This is a genomic window from Acidovorax soli, from assembly GCF_014207955.1.
Taxonomy (GTDB): domain Bacteria; phylum Pseudomonadota; class Gammaproteobacteria; order Burkholderiales; family Burkholderiaceae_C; genus Acidovorax; species Acidovorax soli_A.
In genome coordinates this window covers 64,141-84,267 of record NZ_JACHLK010000001.1, presented here as the reverse complement: position 1 = coordinate 84,267, position 20,127 = coordinate 64,141, and the positions used below count along the sequence as shown (strand labels likewise).

At 70.0% G+C, this 20,127-nt stretch carries 18 protein-coding genes; 5 read left to right on the top strand and 13 right to left on the bottom strand.

The window, feature by feature from the left end:
• Nucleotides 1-2: 2 nt before the first annotated feature.
• Both HNP48_RS00410 and HNP48_RS00405 read right to left on the bottom strand, forming a co-directional pair.
• Nucleotides 3-1,082 carry a nitronate monooxygenase family protein gene (locus tag HNP48_RS00410; protein WP_184854879.1) on the bottom strand — a complete coding sequence of 360 codons (1,080 nt, stop codon included), beginning with the start codon at nt 1,080-1,082 and terminating at the stop codon, nt 3-5.
• Nucleotides 1,083-1,116: 34 nt separating this feature from the next.
• Nucleotides 1,117-1,989 (bottom strand): LysR substrate-binding domain-containing protein, encoded by an 873-nt coding sequence (locus tag HNP48_RS00405; RefSeq protein WP_184854878.1) that lies wholly within the window; start codon nt 1,987-1,989, stop codon nt 1,117-1,119.
• Nucleotides 1,990-2,113: 124 nt separating this feature from the next.
• On the opposite strand from HNP48_RS00405, the gene HNP48_RS00400 reads away from it, so the two are divergent.
• Nucleotides 2,114-3,328: a YbfB/YjiJ family MFS transporter gene (locus HNP48_RS00400; protein ID WP_260420039.1), complete on the top strand. Its 1,215-nt coding sequence runs from the start codon at nt 2,114-2,116 to the stop codon at nt 3,326-3,328.
• Here the strand turns inward: HNP48_RS00400 and HNP48_RS00395 are convergent.
• The 3 genes from HNP48_RS00395 to HNP48_RS00385 form a co-directional block, all read right to left on the bottom strand.
• On the bottom strand, nt 3,303-4,547 hold the full coding sequence (locus HNP48_RS00395; protein WP_184854876.1) for an ATP-binding protein: 1,245 nt from the start codon (nt 4,545-4,547) through the stop codon (nt 3,303-3,305). The two genes, HNP48_RS00400 and HNP48_RS00395, sit on opposite strands and share 26 nt — an antisense overlap.
• Nucleotides 4,548-4,553: 6 nt before the next feature.
• Nucleotides 4,554-5,270, bottom strand: a complete 717-nt coding sequence (locus tag HNP48_RS00390; RefSeq protein WP_184854875.1) for a response regulator transcription factor — start codon at nt 5,268-5,270, stop codon at nt 4,554-4,556.
• A 132-nt stretch (nt 5,271-5,402) separates the two neighbouring features.
• Nucleotides 5,403-6,767 (bottom strand): AmpG family muropeptide MFS transporter, encoded by a 1,365-nt coding sequence (locus HNP48_RS00385; RefSeq protein WP_184854874.1) that lies wholly within the window; start codon nt 6,765-6,767, stop codon nt 5,403-5,405.
• 37 nt (nt 6,768-6,804) lie between these two features.
• Between HNP48_RS00385 and HNP48_RS00380 the strand changes: the two genes are divergently transcribed.
• Nucleotides 6,805-7,650 carry a M48 family metallopeptidase gene (locus tag HNP48_RS00380; protein ID WP_184854873.1) on the top strand — a complete coding sequence of 282 codons (846 nt, stop codon included), beginning with the start codon at nt 6,805-6,807 and terminating at the stop codon, nt 7,648-7,650.
• Between the two features lie 18 nt (nt 7,651-7,668).
• Here the strand turns inward: HNP48_RS00380 and HNP48_RS00375 are convergent, their stop codons facing one another.
• The 6 genes from HNP48_RS00375 to HNP48_RS00350 form a co-directional block, all read right to left on the bottom strand.
• A complete protein-coding gene (locus HNP48_RS00375) occupies nt 7,669-8,754 on the bottom strand; it encodes a GGDEF domain-containing protein (protein ID WP_184854872.1) in 1,086 nt (361 codons plus the stop codon).
• A gap of 122 nt (nt 8,755-8,876) precedes the next feature.
• A complete protein-coding gene (locus HNP48_RS00370) occupies nt 8,877-9,170 on the bottom strand; it encodes a DUF2218 domain-containing protein (RefSeq protein WP_184854871.1) in 294 nt (97 codons plus the stop codon).
• Nucleotides 9,167-9,988 carry an ABC transporter ATP-binding protein gene (locus HNP48_RS00365; RefSeq protein ID WP_184854870.1) on the bottom strand — a complete coding sequence of 274 codons (822 nt, stop codon included), beginning with the start codon at nt 9,986-9,988 and terminating at the stop codon, nt 9,167-9,169. The genes HNP48_RS00370 and HNP48_RS00365 overlap by 4 nt, the downstream gene beginning before the upstream one ends.
• Nucleotides 9,985-11,037, bottom strand: a complete 1,053-nt coding sequence (locus HNP48_RS00360; RefSeq protein WP_184854869.1) for an iron ABC transporter permease — start codon at nt 11,035-11,037, stop codon at nt 9,985-9,987. Before HNP48_RS00360 ends, HNP48_RS00365 begins: the two co-directional genes overlap by 4 nt.
• 38 nt (nt 11,038-11,075) lie before the next feature.
• Nucleotides 11,076-12,023, bottom strand: coding sequence for an alpha/beta hydrolase (locus tag HNP48_RS00355; RefSeq protein WP_260420038.1), 948 nt, complete (start codon nt 12,021-12,023; stop codon nt 11,076-11,078).
• On the bottom strand, nt 12,023-13,192 hold the full coding sequence (locus HNP48_RS00350; protein WP_184854868.1) for an ABC transporter substrate-binding protein: 1,170 nt from the start codon (nt 13,190-13,192) through the stop codon (nt 12,023-12,025). The genes HNP48_RS00355 and HNP48_RS00350 overlap by 1 nt, the downstream gene beginning before the upstream one ends.
• A gap of 187 nt (nt 13,193-13,379) precedes the next feature.
• Between HNP48_RS00350 and HNP48_RS00345 the strand changes: the two genes are divergently transcribed.
• The 3 genes from HNP48_RS00345 to fes all read left to right on the top strand — a co-directional run bounded on the left by HNP48_RS00345 (nt 13,380) and on the right by fes (nt 18,446).
• Nucleotides 13,380-14,387 (top strand): helix-turn-helix transcriptional regulator, encoded by a 1,008-nt coding sequence (locus HNP48_RS00345; RefSeq protein WP_184854867.1) that lies wholly within the window; start codon nt 13,380-13,382, stop codon nt 14,385-14,387.
• 234 nt (nt 14,388-14,621) lie between these two features.
• On the top strand, nt 14,622-16,796 hold the full coding sequence (locus HNP48_RS00340) for a TonB-dependent siderophore receptor (RefSeq protein ID WP_184854866.1): 2,175 nt from the start codon (nt 14,622-14,624) through the stop codon (nt 16,794-16,796).
• Between the two features lie 168 nt (nt 16,797-16,964).
• Nucleotides 16,965-18,446 (top strand): enterochelin esterase, encoded by a 1,482-nt coding sequence (gene fes / locus HNP48_RS00335; protein ID WP_260420037.1) that lies wholly within the window; start codon nt 16,965-16,967, stop codon nt 18,444-18,446.
• A 6-nt stretch (nt 18,447-18,452) separates the two neighbouring features.
• On the opposite strand, the gene HNP48_RS00330 is transcribed toward fes, so the two are convergent.
• Together HNP48_RS00330 and HNP48_RS00325 are read right to left on the bottom strand one after the other, a co-directional pair.
• Complete coding sequence (locus tag HNP48_RS00330; RefSeq protein ID WP_184854864.1) at nt 18,453-19,091, bottom strand: MBL fold metallo-hydrolase; 639 nt, start codon at nt 19,089-19,091, stop codon at nt 18,453-18,455.
• A 76-nt stretch (nt 19,092-19,167) separates the two neighbouring features.
• Nucleotides 19,168-19,704 carry a DUF3016 domain-containing protein gene (locus HNP48_RS00325; protein WP_184854862.1) on the bottom strand — a complete coding sequence of 179 codons (537 nt, stop codon included), beginning with the start codon at nt 19,702-19,704 and terminating at the stop codon, nt 19,168-19,170.
• Nucleotides 19,705-20,127: the final 423 nt, after the last annotated feature.

The following is a 20,127-nucleotide window of genomic DNA, read 5'->3' as shown; positions in this document are numbered from 1 at the left end:
CTTCAGCGCACTGCGCCCACGCGCGCGCTGGCTTGTCTCCATTCCTTTTCCAGCAGCGCCACCAGCGCGCCGGCGGCCATGGGCCGCACGGCCTCCACGCCCTGGCCGGCCCAGAGCGACAGGTAGTCGGCCCGGCCGGCCTCGTTCGAGGCCTTGCGCAGCGCGCCCGTCAGCGCGTTCTGCACGGGGTAGGGGGGCACGGCCGTCTCATCGACCTGGAGGCGGTCCATCAGCGCATTGACGATGCCGCGCGCATGGCGCCCTGTCAGCGCCCGTGTGGTGCGCGTATCGGTGCCCTTGGCACTCGCCAGCGCGTGGCGGTAGGGGGCGCCAATGCCCGATTCGTCGCAGGACAAAAAGGCCGTGCCCATCTGCACCGCCTCGGCACCCAGGGCCTGGGCGGCGGCGATACCGCGCCCGTCCATGATGCCGCCGGCCGCCACCACGGCCACGCCGCGTGGCGCCAGTACATCCACGCAGCGTGGCACCAGGGCCATGGTGCCGACCATCGAAGAGGCGAAGTCGCCGAGGAAGGTGCCCCGGTGCCCGCCCGATTCCATGCCCGAGGCACAGACCCCGTCGGCCCCCACATCGGCCCAGGCCACGGCTTCGGCCACCGTGGTGGCCGTGCCGATCACATAGCAGCCCGCGGCGTGCAGGCGCTCCACCTGCGCTGCGGACAGGATGCCGAAGGTGAAGCTCGCCACCGCCGGGCGCGCGGCGATCAGCGCGTCGAACTGCGCCGCGAAGTCCTCGCACCAGCGCGCGGGCACGGCCGCTGGTTGACCGAACTCGGCATACAGCGGGGCCAGCCGCGCCACGGCAGCGTCCACGGTGGCCGCGTCGGGCGTGGGCGTGTCCTGCACGAAGAGGTTCATGCAGAAAGGCCGGTCGGTGCGCCGGCGCACCTCGGCCGCCGCTTCGATCATGGCCGCGGGCGAGCGCATGCCGCAGCCCAGCGAACCCAGGCCCCCGGCGGCCGAGACGGCTGCAGCCAGGGCCGGGGTGTCGGAGCCGGTCATGGGGCCCTGGATGATGGGCAGGCGAAGCGAAAGGGCGGTGCGAAGGCTGCGGTCGGACATGGCGGACTCCTGGAGCGGGGAAGTGAAAAAGCGGTCAGTCGGCAGACAGGGCCTGCTGCAAGGCATCGAGCGCGCTGGAACGGTAGCCCTTGCGCCAGGTGAGCAGGGTGTCGATGCGGATGATCGGCTGGTGGCGCAACAGGGCGGCGTGGGGCGTCATGGCCAGCACCGAACGCGGCACGATGCCGGCACAGCTCCCAGCGGCCACGCAGGCCAGGATGGCATGGTAGGAGCCCAGTTCCAGCACCTGCATGGGCTGCGGCCGCGGGGCGAACCAGTCCTGTCCGATGCGCCGGTAGGTGCAGCCCGGCTCGAACACCGCGAGCGCGCCGGGCTGTACCTCTTCGGGCCCGGCCACGGCCGGGTGGCCTGCGGGCAGCACCAGCAGCAGCTCCTCGGTGAACACGGGCCGGGTCTCGAAGACCGGGTCTGGCGCCTGCCCCGGGGGCCAGGCCACCAGCACGGCGTCGAGCGCGTGGGCGCGCAGCCGTTCCACGAGCTCCCGGGTGGGGGCGGTCGAGAGTTCCAGTGCCACCCCCGGCCATTGGCCATGCAGGCGCGCCAGCGGCACGGGCAGGCGGCTCGCAGCCGTGCTTTCCATCGAGCCCAGGCGCAAGCGCCCGCCCGGCGGGCCGGGGCGTACTGCCTGGCGCGCCTCTTCGGCCAGTGCCAGCAGTTGGTCGGCATAACCCAGCAGCACCTGCCCTTCGGGCGTGAGCGCCATGCGCCTGCCTTCGCGCAGGAACAGGGGCGTACCCAGGTCCGCCTCGAGCTGCTGCACCCGGGTGGTCACATTGGACTGCACGCGCCCCAGCCGTTCGGCCGCGCGCGTGACGCTGCCCTCGGCCGCCACGGTGCGGAAGATGTCCAGGGCCGCCAGATCGAGCGGGGAGGGTGATTCGATCATCTTGAAAAAGTATGAATTAAAAAAATTCAATCTCTTGTTAAGATGATACGCCGCGGCATCCGCCGTGGCAACCCTTTGCGGTACCCCTATGGACCAGGTGTCATCTCCCCCTTCCCCCGCCCGCATGCATGCTTCCGAACGGGCCCCCCTGCGGGTCGCGCTGGCCGGCATGGTCGCCCTGGCCGTGGCCATGGGCATCGGTCGTTTTGCCTTCACCCCGTTGCTGCCCATGATGCTGCACGATGGCGTGCTGGACATTGCCACTGGCAGCTGGCTGGCCACGGCCAACTACGCCGGCTACCTGGCCGGAGCACTGCTCTACATGGCCCTGCCGTGGCTGGCGCGGCGCGCCGCCGCAGCGGTGCCCGGCAATGCGGCGCTGGCGCGTGGCGGGCTGGTGGCCACGGTGCTGCTCACGGGCCTGCTCGCCTGCCCGTGGCCGGCATCGTGGCCGCTGCTGCGCTTTGTGGCCGGGGTGGCGAGCGCGCTGGTGTTCCTGGGCACGGCCAACTGGTGCATGGGGCAGCTCGCGCGCCTCGGGCAGCCCCAGCTTGCCGGCCTGATCTTCTGCGGCCCCGGCCTGGGCATCGTGGCCACGGGCCTGCCCACGGGCGCCATGGTCGCCGCGGGCTGGAGCGCGGCGGCCGGCTGGGCCACCTTTGCCGCACTGGCGGCGCTGCTGTGCGTCGGGATCTGGCCGGTGCTGCGCGGCCGCGAGGCGCCCGGCGCTGTGGCGGGTGCAAGCGCTGCCCAGGCCCTGCCGGCGGCCCGTCCGGCCGCGCTGCGGGCCCTGCATGCACTGGCCTATGGCCTGGCGGGCCTGGGCTACATCGTCACGGCCACCTTTCTGCCCGTGATCGCGCGCGCCGCACTGCCGGCCGGCTCGGTCTGGCCCGACCTGTTCTGGCCCGTGTTCGGTGCCGGTGTGGCGCTGGGTGCCTGGCTCTCGACGCGCATTGCGCCCCACCGCGACCGCCGCTGGTTGCTGGCCGGGGCTTACCTGCTGCAGGCATCGGGCATTGCCCTGGGCATGCTCTGGCCCAGCCCGGCAGGCTTTGCGCTAGGCAGCCTGCTGCTGGGCCTGCCCTTCACCGCCATCACCTTCTTCGCCTTGCAGGAGGCGCGCCACCAGTGGCCCCAGTCCGCCGCGGGCTTCACGGGCCTGCTCACGGCGCTGTACGGCATCGGCCAGATCGCCGGGCCGCCCATGGCGGCTGCGTTGCTGGCGCAGGCCGGTTCGCGGGCGCAGGGCTTCGACTGGGCGCTGGGGGTGGCGGGCTCGGTGCTGGTGCTGGGAGCGGGGCTCTACGCCTTCATGGCGTGGCGCTGGCGGAAGTGACTGGCAAGCGCAGCACAAAGCACGCGCCGCCCGCGCCATCGGGCCGGTCTTCGCAGAACACCACGCCGTTGTGCCGCCCCGCAATGGAACGCACCAGGGCCAGGCCCAGGCCCACGCCGCCCGCACGTTCGCTGGCGCCGGGCAGGCGGTAGAAGGGCTCGAAGATGCGCTCGCGCTGGCTCGCCGGCACGCCCGGCCCCTGGTCGCTCACGCGCACCTCGGCGTGGCCCTGGCGGCGCAGCACGGCCACGCTGATCTCGCCCGTGCTGTAGCGCCGGGCGTTCTCCAGCAGGTTGCGGATGGCGCGGCGCAGCAGCTTGGAGATGCCCTGCACGTCCACGCCGTCGGGGCTGGCACCCACGTCCAGGTCGGCATCCACGCGGGCGCATTCCTCGGCCGCCAGGCCCACCAGGTCCACCAGTTCCACCGTGCCCACATCGGCTTCGCGCGCGTCCAGTCGGCTGGCCAGCAGGATTTCGTCGACCAACTGGTCGAGCTCGGCGATGTTGCGCAGGATCTCGGCGCGGAAGGCCGGCGAGGGTTGCTGCCCGCCCATGAGCTCCATGCCCATGCGGATGCGCGTGAGCGGCGAGCGCAGCTCGTGCGAGGCGTTGGCCAGCAGCGACTTGTGCGACTTGACCAGACTCTCCACACGCGCGGCGGCGGCATTGAACTGGCGCGCCAGGTCGGCGACTTCGTCCTGGCCCTGCTCGGGCACGCGCACCGACAGATCGCCTTCGCCGAAATGCTTGACGCTGCGCTGCAGGGCCTCCAGCCGCAGGGTCAGGCGCCGGATGATGGGGTACACGCCCACGGCCACGGCCAGGCCCACGATGCCCAGCAGCCAGAGAAAGCCGAAGGGCGGGCGGGTCCAGAACGCGGCATCCGCGTTGCCCGGGCGGCCACCTCCGCGGTTCTGGCGCGGCGCCATCTGCAGCACAAAGGCCTGGCCGGTGTCGGATTCGATGTGGAATTCCACGTTCTCGCCGGGTTCCGACGGCTGCCGTGTGGCGGGGCCGCGAAAGACCACATCGCCCTTGGCGTCGCGCAGCACCATTTCGCGCGAGGGGGGCACGAAGGGCTGGTTGTTGCTCGCCTTCTGTTCCTCGGCCATGCGCCAGGCCCAGCCCACGACCAGCGTGAGCACGGCGATGCCGCCGACCACGGCGAGCCAGATGCGCAGGTACAGGCGCCGGGCGAAGGGGTTGGACAGGCTCACAGCGCGTCAATCCTGCTGCTTGGCGAACACATAACCCACGCCGCGCACGGTGAGGATGCGGCGCGGGTTCTTGGCATCGGCCTCGATGGCCGCGCGGATGCGGCCCATGTGCACGTCGATGGAGCGGTCGAAGGCCTCCAGCTCACGGCCGCGCACGGCCTCCATGATCTGGTCGCGCGTGAGCACGCGGCCTGCGCGCTCGGCCAGCGCCACCAGCAGGTCGAACTGGTAGGAAGTCAGGTCGGCCGGCTGCCCGCCCACGGTGACGGTGCGCGCATCGCGGTCGATCTCCAGCGTGCCGAAGCGCAGGGCCTGCGCGGCGGGCGCCGTGCCATCGGTGCGCCGGCGCAGGATGGCGCGGATGCGCGCCAGCAGCTCGCGCGGCTCGAAGGGCTTGGGCAGGTAGTCATCGGCACCGAGTTCCAGGCCGATGATGCGGTCCATGGGGTCGCCCTTGGCCGTGAGCATGAGCACCGGCACCTGGGCCGCCGGGCCCTGCAGCGAGCGGATGCGGCGGCAGACCTCCAGGCCGTCCATGTCGGGCAGCATCAGGTCCAGGATCACCAGGTCGGGCAGGGCGGCCGCATCGGGCCCCTGCAGCTCGGCCAGGCCGCTCTTGCCGTCGGCGCGGTGCGTCACCACCAGGCCGGACTGGCCCAGGTACTCGCCCACCATCTCGGCGAGGCGGGCGTCGTCTTCGATCATCAGCAGTTGGGAGCTCATGGGTTCAGTGTATTGGGTACACCCTATGCTCGCCCACAGGCGTCACGCCGTGTTGTAGCCTCTGTAAAGCTTCCGTAAACCTGGGGCGGGCGCCGCAGCCCTTTTTGCTATGCAATGCATAGCGCACCACGCCTACCGTTGTTCATTGGCCGGCGCCTGCACGCGCGAGGCCAGCCACACCAAGGCCAGCACGGGCAGGCCCAGCAGCGCCGTGGCCGTGAAGAAGTGGGCGTAGCCGAACAGATCGACGTAGCGGCCCGAAAACCCCGCGAGGAACTTGGGCAGCAGCAGCATCAGCGAGCTGAACAGCGCGTACTGCGTGGCCGAGTAGCTCACATTGGTCAGGCTCGACAGGTAGGCAATGAAGGCCGCCGAGGCGATGCCGCTGGCCAGGTTGTCGGCCGAAACCACGGCGATCAGCGCCGTCACGTCGTGGCCGTGGCCGGCCAGCCAGGCGAACAGCAGGTTGCTGCCGGCACTGAGCAGCGCGCCCAGCATCAGGATGCGCATCACCCCGAATCGAACGGACAGTACACCGCCCACGAAGGCGCCCACCAGCGTCATCACCACGCCGTAGATCTTGGTCACAGCGGCCACCTCGTCCTTGGTGTAACCCATGTCCACGTAGAAGGGGTTGGCCATGATGCCCATCACCACGTCGCTGATGCGGTACACGGCGATCAGCGCCAGGATCAGCGCGGCGTGCCAGCCATAGCGTCCCAGGAAATCGGCAAACGGATCGATCACCGCGCCCTTGATCCACTCGGCAGCGTTCCTGGCGGGCGGTAGTGCCAGCTGCGCCGGCTCGCGCGAGAACAGCACCGTCACGATGCCCACGGCCATCGATGCGGCCATGGCCAGGTAGGCTGCCTGCCAGGCGCCGTTCTGGTAGCCGGCCACGGCCTGGCCCACGGCGGGCGCCACCTCGGCGCGTGCGGCGATCCACAGCACACCGGCGCCGGCCCAGATCATGGCCAGGCGGTAGCCTGTCTGGTAAGAGGCTGCCAGCGCCGCCTGGTAGCGCGCGTCGGCCGATTCGATGCGGAAGGCATCGAGCGCAATGTCCTGCGTGGCCGAACCGAAGGCCACGGCCAGCGCACACCAGACAATGGGGCCCAGCATCTCGCGCGGATCCGCCAGTGCCATGCCCACCAGCCCGGCCACCACCACCAGCTGCGACAGCAGCAGCCAGCTGCGCCGCCGGCCCAGCCAGCGCGTGAGCAGGGGCAGGGGCATGCGGTCGACCAGCGGTGCCCAGACCCACTTGAAGCCATAGGCCAGGCCCACCCAGCTCAGGTAGCCGATGGTGCTGCGGTCGATGCCCGCCTCGCGCAGGCGAAACGAGAGCGTGCCCAGCACCAGCAGCAGCGGCAGCCCGGCCGAGAAGCCCAGCGTGAGCATGCGCAGGCTCGCGGGCTCCAGGTAGATGCGCAGCGTCTGCAGCCAGGAAGGACGGGGCGCCGAGGGAATGCCGGTGGTGGGGGAGGTATCTGACATGGGTGCCTGGGTTTTTGTCTATTATTCCTGCATGTGCATGCTCTGCCCCGCTCCTGTTGCCGCGCCTTCGTCCCTCTGGTCCGCGCGGCGTGCTTTTCTCCTTGCCGCGGGGGCCGGCGCGGTGGCGCCTGCCATCGCGCAGGTGGATGTGGGTAGCTCCTCCACCCTGCGCAAGCTGATCCCGGCCGAGACGCTGGAGCGCTCTGCCGCGCAGCAGTACCAGCAGATGATGGAGCAGGCGCGCTCGCAGCGTGCGCTGGCCCCCGACAACCACCCCCAGCTGCAGCGCCTGCGCGCCATCGCGCAGCGGCTGATTCCCTTTACAGCCCCCTGGAACGACCGGGTCGGCCAGTGGCGCTGGGAGGTCAACCTGATCGGCAGCAAGCAGATCAACGCCTTTTGCATGCCGGGCGGCAAGATCGCCTTCTACACCGGCATCCTCGACCAGCTCAAGCTCACCGACGACGAGGCGGCCATGATCATGGGCCACGAAATGGCCCATGCGCTGCGCGAGCATGCGCGCGAGCGCCTGGCCAAGACCCAGGCCACGAACATCGGCCTGCGCCTGGGCTCGCAGCTGCTGGGCTTGGGCGACCTGGGCAATGCCGCCGCCAGCCTGGGCGGTCAGTTGCTCACGCTGCAGTTCAGCCGTTCGGACGAGAGCGATGCCGACCTGGTGGGCCTGGAACTCGCCGCGCGCGGCGGTTACGACCCCGAGGCATCGGTCAGCCTGTGGAAGAAGATGGGCAATGCCACGGGCAACAAGCAGGGCGGGCTGGCCTTTCTGTCCACGCATCCCTCGGGCCCGGCGCGCATCGAGCAGCTGCAGCTCAACGTGCCCAAGGTGCAAAAGCTCTACGAAGCCGCGCGCAAGCGCGGCTAGACCCCACAGCCGCCTCTGTCAGCCCGCGGTAGCGCGGTTGCGGCCGCTGTTCTTGCTCTGGTAGAGCGCCTTGTCGGCCCGCACGATGGCGGCCTGCAGGTCGTCGCTGCCCGCCACCCGCGTGACCCCGAAGGACATGGTGAGCGGCACCGGCGTGCCCTGGTCGCTGATCTCGACCTGCTCCACCGCCACGCGGATGCGCTCGGCCACTTCGAGCGCCGATTCCAGGGAGCTCGCAGGCATCAGCGCCAGAAACTCCTCGCCGCCCCAGCGCGCGATCACATCGCTCTCGCGCAGCTTGCGCGCGAGCACGCCGGCCACCGCCACCAGCACCCGGTCGCCCATGGCATGGCCATGGCGGTCGTTGACCTGCTTGAAGTGGTCGATGTCGCACAGCACCAGGGCCACGGGCTCGCCCGTGCGCTGGATGCGCGTCAGCGTGTGCCCGGCCAGGGTGTGGAAGTGCGCGCGGTTGTTCAGGCCCGTGAGCCCGTCGAGCGTGGCCTGCTTGAGCAGCCGGTTCTCGGCGATCAGGATGGTGCGGCGGTAGAACGCGGCCAGGGCCGCGAACATGCCGAACACCAGGCAGGTGTGGAGGGTGTTCACGATCTGCTGCCCCTTGCCGGGCAGCGGCGCCAGGGCACCCCAGTGGTCGCACGCGAAGCGCAGGCCCAGGTAGTAGGCGAGCAGGGCCAGCACCATGGGCGCCGCATAGCGGCCCGAGTTGGCGATCACGATGGCCGGGATGAACAGCCACAGGTAGTAGTGGAAGCCGCTGTCCCAGCCCACCAGCAGCGAGCCCAGGGCCGAATGGACGATCACCTCCAGCCAGATCAGCAGGATGCCGGCGGTGTTGCGCCGCCGCTGGATGAGCTGGTAGGCCCCGAGGTACATCGCGATGCTGGCCAGGTTGACCCAGGCCAGCGGCGGGGACCCGAGCCAGAGAAACAGCACGAAGTAGCCGCAATCGATGGCGGCGGCCGTGAGCGCCACCCGCTGCGCCATGGCCCAGTAGGCCTTGCCCGCCACACTGGAGCCGCGCTGCGGAACGGCAAAAGGGCGGGGTGGATGGGCGGTAGGGGTGGTGCTAGCAGGGGATGCCATGGCGGGACAGGGCCCGGTGCATTCCGTCGGCATCCGGGATTGTTAACAAAATGTCACATCCTAGAAAGCTGGCGCCCCGGCCATCGCCCGATCAAGCGGGTCAATGCCCGCCTATTGTGCAGTCAGAGGGTCTGTACCGGCTGCCAGTCCACGGCGACGGGGCTCTTGCGCGAGAACAGTTCCACATGCGAGTCGATGGCGAACTGCACGCGGGCCAGGCTGGCATCGTCCTCGGCGCTGCAGTCGAAGTGCAGGGCCGCATCGTCGGCCCGCAGCACGCACAGGCCCCAGGGGAAATGGGCCTGGCCCTGGTGCGCGTCGTAGGTGACGCTGATCTTGCGCGTGAAGTGGTAGCACAGGCGTTGCAGGTAACGGCTGGCTTCGGGCGTGGGCACATGGCCCTGGCGTCGCATCATGAGGTCGTGGTCGTCGTTGTGTGGGAAAGCGGGTGATCAAGGGGCAGGGCGGTATCGGCCAGCACCAGCAGGTTGCCAAGCGAGCAGCGTTCGACGCGGGCCTGCACGCCGTAGGCGCGCTGCAGCAGCGCGGGGGTGAGCACCTGGGCGGGGTCGCCCGCGGCCAGCACGCCACCGCCGCCCAGCACCAGCACCTGCTGGCAAAAGCGCAGCGCCAGATTCAGGTCGTGCACGGCCACCAGGCCCACGGTGCCCTGCTGCTGCACCAGGGCGCGTACGGCCTGCAGCACCTGCAGCTGCCAGCGCAGGTCCAGCGCGCTCGTGGGCTCGTCCAGCAGCAAGAGGCGCGGCGCGCGCACGATGGCCTGGGCCAGGCCCACCATCTGCCGCTGCCCGCCCGAGAGTTCGTCCAGGCGGCGCAATGCCAAAGCCTGCAGGCCGAGCGCGGCCACCACCGATTCGATGGCCGCCTCGCGCCGCGCGGCGCTCCATTCGCTGCGGCCGGCGCGCAGGGCGCTGTGCCAGGTCTCGTAGGCCACGAGCGAGGTGCTTTGCGGCAGGGCCTGGGGCAGGTAGCCCACGCGGCGCAGGCGCTCGCGCGGCGGCAGGGTGGCCAGGTCGGTGCCCTCCAGCAGCACGCGGCCTTGCGCCGGGCGCAGGCCGGCAATGGCCTTGAGCAGGGTGGACTTGCCCACGGCATTGGGGCCCACCACGGCCACCAGTGTGCCGGGCGGGATACCGTCCACGCTTACGCCCGACAGCACGGGCCGCCCGGGATAGCCGGCGGACAGCTGGTCCAGTACAAAGCCCGTGCTCATCCCAGCCTCCGCTGGCGCAGCACCAGCGCCATGAACAGGGGCACGCCGACCAGGGCCGTGATGATGCCGATGGGCAGCACCACGCCCGGGATCAGGGACTTGCTCAGGATGGAGGCGAGCGAGAGCATCAGCGCCCCCGCCAGCGCGCTGCCCGGCAGGTAGTAGCGGTGGTCCTCGCCCAGCAGCATGCGCGCGATGTGCGGACCCACCAGGCCAACGAAGCCGATGGTCCCCACGAAGGACAGGGCCGTGGCGGCCAGCAGGCTCACGCGCAGCAAGGTCACCAGGCGCAGCCGCTCCACCGCGATGCCGAAGCTGCGCGCCTGGTCTTCGCCCGCGCGCAGTGCCGTGAGCGCCCAGGCCTGGCGCGCCGACCAGAGCATGCACACGCCCAGCACCGTGCCGACGATGGCGATCTTGGTCCAGGTGGAGCGGCCCAGGCTGCCCATGGTCCAGAACACGATCTGCTGCAGCGCATTGCTGTCGGCGATGAACTGCAGCAGCCACAGCAGCGCCTCGAAACTGAACAGCAGCGCAATGCCGAACAGCACCACCGTGTCCACCGTCGCGCCCTGGCGCCAGGCCAGCAGCTGGATCAGCGCCGTGGCGCAGGCCGCGCCCGCGAAGGCGCACAGCGGCACGGCCAGGTTCTCGCCAAAGGCCAGCAGCGTGAAGCCGCTGACCACGGCGGCCGATGCGCCCACGGCCGCGGCGGCCGACACGCCCAGCGTGAACGGGCTGGCCAGCGGGTTGTTCAGTGCGGTCTGCATCTCCGCGCCCGCCAGGCCCAGGCTGGCGCCCACCAGCACCGCCATCACGGCGTAGGGCAGGCGCACCTGCCAGAGGATGACCTGCTGCGCCTGCGGCAGGCTTTCCGGAGCGAACAGGCCGCGCAGCACGTCGGCAAAGGCAAAGGTCGAGGGGCCGATGGCGATGTCGGCCACCACGCTGGCACACAGCACGGCCGCCAGTGCGGCCAGCAGCACCAGCCGCAAACGAACGAATTGCCGGTAGCGCTGTGCCAGCGGTTCGGCAGGGGAGGAGGACATAGGGGACGGCACGGGCGTGTACGCAGGAAAAAGGGGGCTCAGCGCGGCAGCTGGGCCAGGGCCAGTGCGTCGATCAGCGCGGGTGCCATCACGCTGCCATGGTCCTCGCCGGCCAGCACCTGCATCTGCACGGCCAGCTCGGGCCATTGCAGCGCGGACAGCTGCGTGGCCAGGGCCTCGGTGCGCTCCCGCATGCGGCGCTCGCGCTGTACCGCAGCGCGGGCCGGGGTGGCGGCCGCTTCGGCGGTCTCCAGGCTGCCGATGCGCAATTGCAGCTGTGCGCGGAAGGGGCGCGGCGCGCCGGTGTAGGCCTGCACGAAGCGCTCGGCCGTGCCCATCACCTGGCCATTGTTCCACCAGACCGAGGGGCTGGTGGCCGCATAGCGGGTGAACTGGGCTGGGCGGGTGAACAGCGCGTGCAGCACCATCAGGCCGCCGAATGAGTGCCCGCTGAGCGTCTGGCGCTGCGGGTCCACGGGCAGGGCGGCCGCCACGCGCGGCTGAAGCTCGCGCGCGATGAAGTCGAGCAGCACCTCGGCACCGCCCGCCTGGGCAGTGGCCGTGCCGCCGGGCACCGGCGGTGTGTAGTCGCGCTGGCGCTCGGCGGGGTGGATGGTGGCGTCGCCCGGGTGGCCGATGCCGACCACGATGGCCCCATCGCTGCGCAGCTCGCCGGGGCGGCCCGCGCCATTGCGTGCCAGCTGCGCGGCCAGCGCGAACGAGGCATTGCCGTCCAGCAGGTACAGCACCGGGTGGCCCGTGGCCGGGGCGGGGCCGGCAGGGCGCTGCACCCAGATGCGCCAGGTGTGGCCGCTCACCGGGTCGCGCAGGTCCATCTGGTGCGTGCCGGGCAATTGCACAGGGGGCGCCTGCAGCAGCGGGCCGGGCTGCGATGGCGTAGTGGTGGAGCAGCCGGCCAGCCAAAGGCCCGCGCCCGAGGCCAGCAGCGCGCGGCGGGTGCTGCTGTGCAAGGGATCGGCGCGCATCAGAGGCTGGTCCAGTAGACGCCGGTCAGCGCAATGGGCTGGAAGCGCGTGAACATCTCCTGCAGCGTGGCACGCGGGTCCAGATCGGCGAACAGCTCGGGGTGCTGCCACTTGGCGAACACCTGCACTGCGACCACGTTGAAGGGCGAGTTGTAGTAGTGGTGCCAGATGGCATGGGCGCGGCCCGGCTGCTGCACGGCCTGCAGCTGGGCGATGCCGCGGCGCTGCGTGGCGCGCACCAGCGAGGCGCGTGCCGCCTCGGGCGTGGCGTCGGCACCGAGCACGATGCGCAGCGGCGACTTCTGCACCGTGGCCATGCTGCCGATGCCCGTTCCGATGTACAGCTGTGGCTGGGTGGCGATCAGGAACTCGGGGTTCAAGGTGCCGTGCTCGCCGGGGATCAGGCCGCGCGCCACATTGTTCGCGCCGCCTGCGTCCATCAGCAGGCCCACCAGGCCGACCATGGTGGCGCAGCATTCGTCCGACAGGCCCACCCGGTTCTCCAGGAACACTGTGGGGTGGCGCATGCTGGCCGGCGCACTGCGCAGGCGCGACTCCACGCGGTCGAGCTGGGCGCGCCAGAAGGCGACAAACGCGTCGGCCTCCTTGCGCTTGCCCAGCACTGTGCCCAGCAGTTCCATGCTGCGTGGCGTGTTCTTGAGCGGGTCGTGGCGGAAGTCGATGAATACCACGGCCACGCCGGCCGCCTCCAGCCGGGCTAAGGTCTCGCGGTCGTTCTTGCTCGGGCCATGGCCACCGGCCAGGCCCAGGATGGCGACCTGCGGACGCAGCGCGATGGCCTGCTCGTCACTGAAGCTGCCGCTGCTGTTGCGGCCCACGCGCGGCACCTTGTCGAGTTGCGGGAAGCGGCTGCGCCACTGGGCATAGCCGGCTTCGTCCAGGCTTTCGTAGTCGCCCATCATGCCCACCAGGCGCCGGGCCGGGTCGTCGCGCTCGAACACGGCCAGTGCGGGCAGCAGCCGGCCCTCGCCCAGCAGGATGCGCTCCACCTTGGCGGGCAGCTTGACGCTGCGGCCCGCGAGGTCGATCACTGTCTGGGGGGCACCCGGTGCGGCCTGGGCGTGCAGGGGCGGGCACCACAGCACCAGCAGCGAGAAGAGGCCGGAGAAGGCAAACAGCGCGGCGGCGCGCAGGAAGAAGAGGGGCATGGTCAGCGGTCAGTCCGTGCAAACGTTGCGGAAAAGTCTCGCAGTGAAATTTCACTATTGAGAATCATTTGCATTTATTGTGACAGCTTGCTAGCATCCCATGCCCGCGGGCCCGCTGTGTTTGCCATGCAGAGAAAAACCTTTGCGCCAGCGGCCCCGGCGTTCGCCCCCTTCTTTCCCCTGCACCATGTCCGTCGTCAGCCCCTTGCATGTCAGCTCCGAGGCGCCTGCGTCCGCAGGCATGCAGGCCTCGCTGCAGCGCCATCTGAAGCGCCTGCATGTGCTGCGCCCGGGCCTGCACCTGCATGCCGACGATGTGGCCGACGCGCAGGATTTCCGCGCCAGCGGCGATATGGAGGCCGGCCTGCGCATCGTGGTGCTGCTCGAAGGCTCGGTCGACGTGAGCTATGGCGCGCGCCGGGTGGCACTGTCGAGCAGTGCCGGCACGGCCCTGCCGCGCACGCGCGCCCCGGGGCCAGGCCTGCCGCGCGCGCTGCTGGTATCGGTGGCGCAGCCCGAGCGCTTCGAGCGCCGCGCGCGCGGGGGCTCCTACGCCCGGCGCGTGAGCGTGGGGTTGGGGGCCGAGTGGCTGGAGCAGGTGGCCGGGCCATCGGCCTCCGACGCCATCGACGGCTTTCGCCGCCAGCACCTGGCCATGCACCACTGGCAGCCCTCGGCGCGCATCACCGCGCTGGCCGAGCAGATCACCCGCGCGCCCGACCTGAGCCCGCTGCTGCTGCACCTGTACCTGGAAAGCCGCGCGCTCGAACTCGTGGGCGAAGCCCTCTCCAGCCTGGACCAGCAGGCCAGCGGCCCGGCGCCGGCCCCCGTGCCCGCACCGGCGCCCGTGCCGTCCGCCCTGCGCCTGCTGCCGCACGAGCACCGGCGCATGCGCGACCTGCATGCCTTTTTGCAGACCGAGGGCGCCATGGACCTGTCGCTGGACGCGCTGGCGCGCCAGGCGGGCACCAATGCCAACACGCTGCAGCGCCACTTCAAGGCGGTGTACGGCACCACGGTGTTCGACTTCGTGCGCGAATCGCGGCTGCAGCGCGCACGCCAGGCGTTGGAGCGCGACGGCTTCTCGGTGGCGCAGGCGGCGCTGGTGGCGGGCTACAACAGTGCGGCCAATTTCGCCACGGCCTACCGCAAGCGTTTCGGCATGTCGCCCAAATTGGCGCGTGGGAGGGTTTGAGGCGCGGGAGCGCCGCGCTGCGGCAAAGATCTTTGTTGCCCGCGCAAACACGGTCGTACAGTCCGCGTGGAATCATCGTTGGCACAACTTGCAACCAGGTTGCCTGCCGGATTCCACCGCCGCAGCCCGCCCAGGGCGTTGGTGCGACCCATGGGGTGAATCGCAATCATTCCGATTTTTTCGGCCTCCGGTGGGGCCTGGCCTTCGTCTTCCATGCTTCTTTCCAGGACCACCATGCACAGCACACGCCGCCCGACCCGGGGCACTTTCACTGCCCAACCCTTCGCCCTGCGCCAGATCGCCCAGGCCTGTGCGTGGACCCTGCTCGCGGGCACCGGCGCCGCCATGGCCCAGCAAGCCAGCACGGCGCCATCGCTCAAGGAAGTGACCGTGAACGCCGCGCCCGAAACCCCTGACAGCCTGCCTGCTGTCGCCCCCGGCGGCCAGGTCGCCAAGGGCGCGCGCCTCGGTATCCTGGGCAATGTGGGCGTGATGGACACGCCGTTCAACACCACGTCCTACACGGCCGAAGGCATTGCCGACCAGCAGGCCCAGACCATTGGCGCCGTGCTCAAGAACGACCCCTCCGTGCGCATGACGACCAACGAAGGCCACGTGGTGGAGAACTTCATCATCCGTGGCTTTGCCGTGTCGGCCAACTCCCTGGCCATCAACGGCGTGTACGGCCTGGCGCCCGAGCAGAACACCCCCACCGAGATGTTCGAGCGCGTGGAAGTGCTCAAGGGCCCCGGCGCCATGATGATGGGCCTGCCGCCCGCGGGCGATGTGGGCGGTGCCATCAACCTGGTGCCCAAGCGCGCCGGCAAGGACCCGCTCACGCGCGTGACCACCACCTGGTCCGACCAATCCAACGTCGGCGTGCACGCCGACGTGGCGCGCCGCTTCGGCCCCGAGCAGCGCCTGGGCGTGCGCGTCAACGGCGTGCTGTCGGGCGGCGAAACCTGGCTCGACCACCAGACCAAGAAGCGCGAGATCGGCCACCTGGCGCTGGACTACCAGGGCCAGGGTTGGAGCGTGGAGGCCGATGCCTACTCGCTCACCAACAAGGTGCGCAAGGGTGTGACCATGCAGCCCATCATCACCGGCTGGACCACGGTGCCGCGCGCGCCCGATGGCTCCACCAACTTCTTCTATGGCGAAGGTGTGTTCAGCAACACCGAGACCCAGGGCCTGATCGTGCGCGGCCAGGCGCAGCTCAACGCCGGCTGGACGGCCTTTGCCTCGGCCGGCCACGCAAAGCATTCGTACGACGGCTTCATCTTCGGCACCCGCCCGGTGTGGACCGTGGCCAACGCGGCCACCGGCAATGCCACGGGCACGGCCTACAACTCCTGGGGCGAGTACGAAACCAGCACGGCCGAGCTGGGCCTGCGCGGCCAGTTCACCACCGGCGCGGTGGCGCACAAGCTCACCTTGGCCGCCAACGTGCTCGACTACGAGGGTGGCAGCCGCGGCAACGGCACGGCGAACATCACCAGCAACATCTTCAACCCCACACCCATCACCATGCCGGCCGGGGCGGCTGCGTCGACCTTCACCAGGTACAACGACGACGTGCTCACCGGCCTGAGCGTGGTGGACACGCTCTCGTTTGCCGAGGACAAGCTGCAGCTCACCCTGGGCCTGCGCGCCCAGCAGGTGAACCAGAAGCTCGCCAGGTACAAGGAAACCGCCGTGACCCCGCTGGTCGGCGTGGTCGCCAAGCCCTGGGGCGAGAACATCTCGCTGTACGGCAACTACGTGGAAGGCCTGAGCGCCGGCACCACGGTGAAGGCACCCTATGCCAACGAGGGAGAGACCTTCAAGCCCTACAAGACCCAACAGATGGAAGTGGGCGTGAAGTGGGCCATGGGCGACATCACGCAGACCGTGAGCCTGTTCCAGATCAGCAAGCCTGCGCTGATCGAGGCCAACAACCGCCAGTTGCTCGACGGTGAGCAGCGCAACCGTGGCGTGGAGTGGAACATCTTCGGCCAGGTGGCCCGGGGCCTCACGCTGCTGGGCGGCGCGGCCTACACCGAAGCCAAGCAGACCAAGACCACCCGGGGCGTGAACCAGGGCCTGGCCCAGTTCGGTGTGCCCAAGCTCACGCTGAACCTGGGGGCCGACTGGGCCATCCCGGGCGTGCAGGGCCTGGCCGTTTCGGGCCGGGTGAACCACACGGGCGTCCAGTGGCTCACGGGCGACAACAGTGTCAAGCTGCCCGGCTGGACCACGGTCGACGTGAGTGCGCGTTACGCCTTGCGCGTCGGCGCCCAGCCTGTGGTGCTGCGCGCCACGGTCACCAACCTGGCCAACAAGGCGTACTACGACAGCATCTGGGGCGCAGGCCGCGTGAACGTGGGCGCACCGCGCAGCGTGCGCCTGTCGGCAGCGTTCGATTTTTGATAACCAAGGAGTGTTTGCATGGGGCGTTTTTCGTGGGATGGTCATGGGGTGGTTGCAGCGGCGTGTGTCCTGGTGGGGGCGCTGCTGGCAATATCTCCCGCCGGCGCGCAGACGCCGGCAGATGCGCCGCTCGGCGCGGGCGGGCAGGTGCAGGGTTCGCTCGCCGCCATGACCACGCGCGCCCATGCCATCACGGCCCAGCCCGGCGACATGGTGCGCGGCAGCCTCACGGGCGCCAGCATGCGCCTGGTGCTCACCAACGCCGAGGGCAAGCGCGAACGCGTGCTGGCCACGGGCGTGGGGGAGCTGCAGGAGTTCGTCTTTGTCGCCGGGCCCAACCCGCCCTATGCCCTGGAGGTGCGCGCGCCCGTGGCCGGCAGCTATGGCCTGCGCGTGACCGAGGTCGTCATGCGTGCCGAGCAGATGCCCCCGCCCGAGGTCATCGACAGCCCGCGCATCCGTGCGCTGCAGCAATCCCTGGCCGCAGGCGGCAGCACCGAGGCCTTCTGGGCGGAGGTGCAGCAGCGCGGCACGCCCCTGGTGGAGGCCGATGCCGAGCCCGCCAAGGACGGCACGGTGCGCGTCACCTTCGTCTGGCGCGGTGCGCAGCGCAATGCCTGGCTGTTCGGCGCGCCCTCGGGCAACCACGAGCAGCTCACGCGCCTGGGCAGCTCGGACGTCTGGTACCGCAGCTACCGCGTGCCGGCCGGCACGCGCCTGGGCTACAAGCTCGCGCCCGACGTGCCCGAACTCAATGCCTCGCCCATGGTGCGCCGCCGCGCCATCCTGGCCACGGCCCAGCGCGACCCGTTCAATGCGCGCAGTTTTCCCGACCGGCCCATCGACATCTATGCGGGCGAGTCCGTGTTCGAGCTGGCCGATGCGCCGCCCCAGACCTGGGTGGCCGAGCGGCCCGGCGTGCCCAAGGGCACGGTCGAGGCGCACCGCATCACCAGCCAGGCCCTGGGCAATACACGCGACGTGGCGCTGTACCGCCCCGCGGGCTGGCAGCCCGGCGCCAGCGCCAATGCGCTGCTGGTGGTGTTTGACGGCGACACCTACCAGAAGGAGGTGCCCACCCCCACCATCCTCGACAACCTGATCGCGGCCGGCGAACTGCCACCCATGGCCGCCATCCTCATCAGCAACCCCAGCCGCCAGGCGCGCGGCGACGAACTGCCGCCCAACCCGGCGTTCGCCCGCTTCCTGGCCACCGAGCTCATGCCCTGGGCGCGCAGCCAGGGCGTGGCCGCCGCGCCCGCGCGCACCGTGGTCGCAGGAGCCAGCTATGGCGGGTTGGCCGCGGCCTACCTGGGGCTCACGCACCCCGAGTGGTTCGGCAACGTCTACAGCCAATCGGGCTCGTTCTGGTGGAGCACGCCGGGCCAGCAACCCTCATCGCTCACACGCGACTATGTGCAGGCCCCGGTGAAGCCCGTGCGCTTCTACCTGGAGGCCGGCCTGTTCGAAGGCGGCCGCACCGGCCAGGTCGGCATCCTCGAATCCACGCGCCACCTGCGCGACGTGCTGCGCGCCAAGGGCTACAGCGTGCAGCACCGCGAATACGCCTCCGGGCACGACTACCTGCACTGGCGCGGCACCCTGGCCACGGGGCTCACTGCTCTGCTGGGAAAGAAGGCTTCCGAATAGCGGCGATCAGGTGCCGCCGACATAGGGGTTGCTCTTGCGCTCGCGGCCGAAAGTGCTTTCCGGGCCGTGGCCCGGAATGAACACCGTCTGGTCCCCCATGGGCCACAGGCGCCCGGTGATGCTGTCGATCAGGTCCTGGTGGTTGCCCTGCGGGAAATCCGTGCGCCCGATGCTGCCCGCAAACAGCACATCGCCCACGAAGGCCCGGTCGATCTGCGGCGCGTGGAACACCACATGGCCCGGCGTGTGCCCCGGGCAGTGGCGCACGTGCAGCGTCTCGTTGCCGATCTGCACCGTGTCGCCATCGGCCAGCCAGCGCGTGGGCGTGAAGTGCTGCGCGGGCGGAAAGCCGAACATCGCGCTTTGCTGCGGCAGCGCATCGATCCAGAACTGGTCCCCGGGGTGCGGCCCCACGATGGGCAGGGACAGCCGCTCGGCCAGCTCACCCGTGCCACCCGCATGGTCGATGTGGGCGTGGGTGAGCCAGATCTGGTCAAGCGTGAGGCCCAGGCGCTGCACCTCGGCGAGCAGCACGTCGAGGTCGCCACCCGGGTCGACGATGGTGGCTTTGTTCGTGGCGTCGCACCAGAGGATCGAGGCGTTCTGCTGGAAGGCGGTGACGGGGACGGTGAGGTAGTGGAGCATGGCGTGGGGACAGGTCTTCTGGGCCGCCATTAGACATCGGGGAAACCCGGCCCGTGCAATCCAGGGACAAGCGCGCCTACTTGGAGCCGAACCGCTTCTCGAACCAGCGGTCCAGCAGCACTTTTTCATAGCGCAGCCGGTCCCCGCTGGAGTAGCGGTTGCTGGGCACCATGAAGTTCAGGTCGCTGAGCACCTCTTCGCCGCCGGATACCGTGGCGGCGCCGTCGCGCATCAGGTTGTAGCGCAGCCGGATGCGCGGGCCGGTGACGTCGGTGACCACGCGCACCTCGGAGCCGCCGGCGCCCAGCGGGGGGAAGTGGCCGGCCAGGTCGACGTCCAGCACCTCGACCTTGAGGTTGTCGGTGGGGGCCAGGCCCCGAGAAGCCAGACGCTGTAGGTGCTGGTCGATGTCGCGCAGCACCTGGGCGCGGTCGGATTCGCCCGCCACGGGGCTGGAGTAACTGGCGTCGGTGTACTTTTCCGGCGCGACGAAGCGCACATCCACGGTGCCTGCCACCGCGGCGGTGGCGGCGATGGCCGTGCCGGCGGCCACCAGGCAGGCGGCGATCAGTGGGCGGGAAGGGCTTTGTCGGGATGCTCGGTGCAGTGGCATGGTGTTTTCCTCGTTCAGGCGTCGGAGTCGGTCATGGTGTTCTTGCATCGCCGGGGAGTATGACGATGGACAGGGACCCGCAGTGCCAACGGGGGAAATAGGGGGAGGGCTGGGCGCATGCAGTCCTCCTACCTCTGGGAGTGCAGCGGGGTTGGGCGGGGGGCGGCAAGACGCAGTCCCAGGAACTCCAACGGCCTGGAATGCCCTGTATCGTTGCGAAGATGCAACGGGTTGATAACCAGTTTGCTCTGAATTTGGTAGCGCCCAACAGCGCCTTGCGGTGGATTCGGGTTTTCCCGGCACTGCGCGAACAGACGGCAGACGGGCTTTACAGAGCCAGGCCTCCCCGTTCGGCAAGTGCTAAATTAAAATGAGAATAGTTGTCGTTTTGATTTGTTTCCAGGAATGAACCTGAGCGGCCCC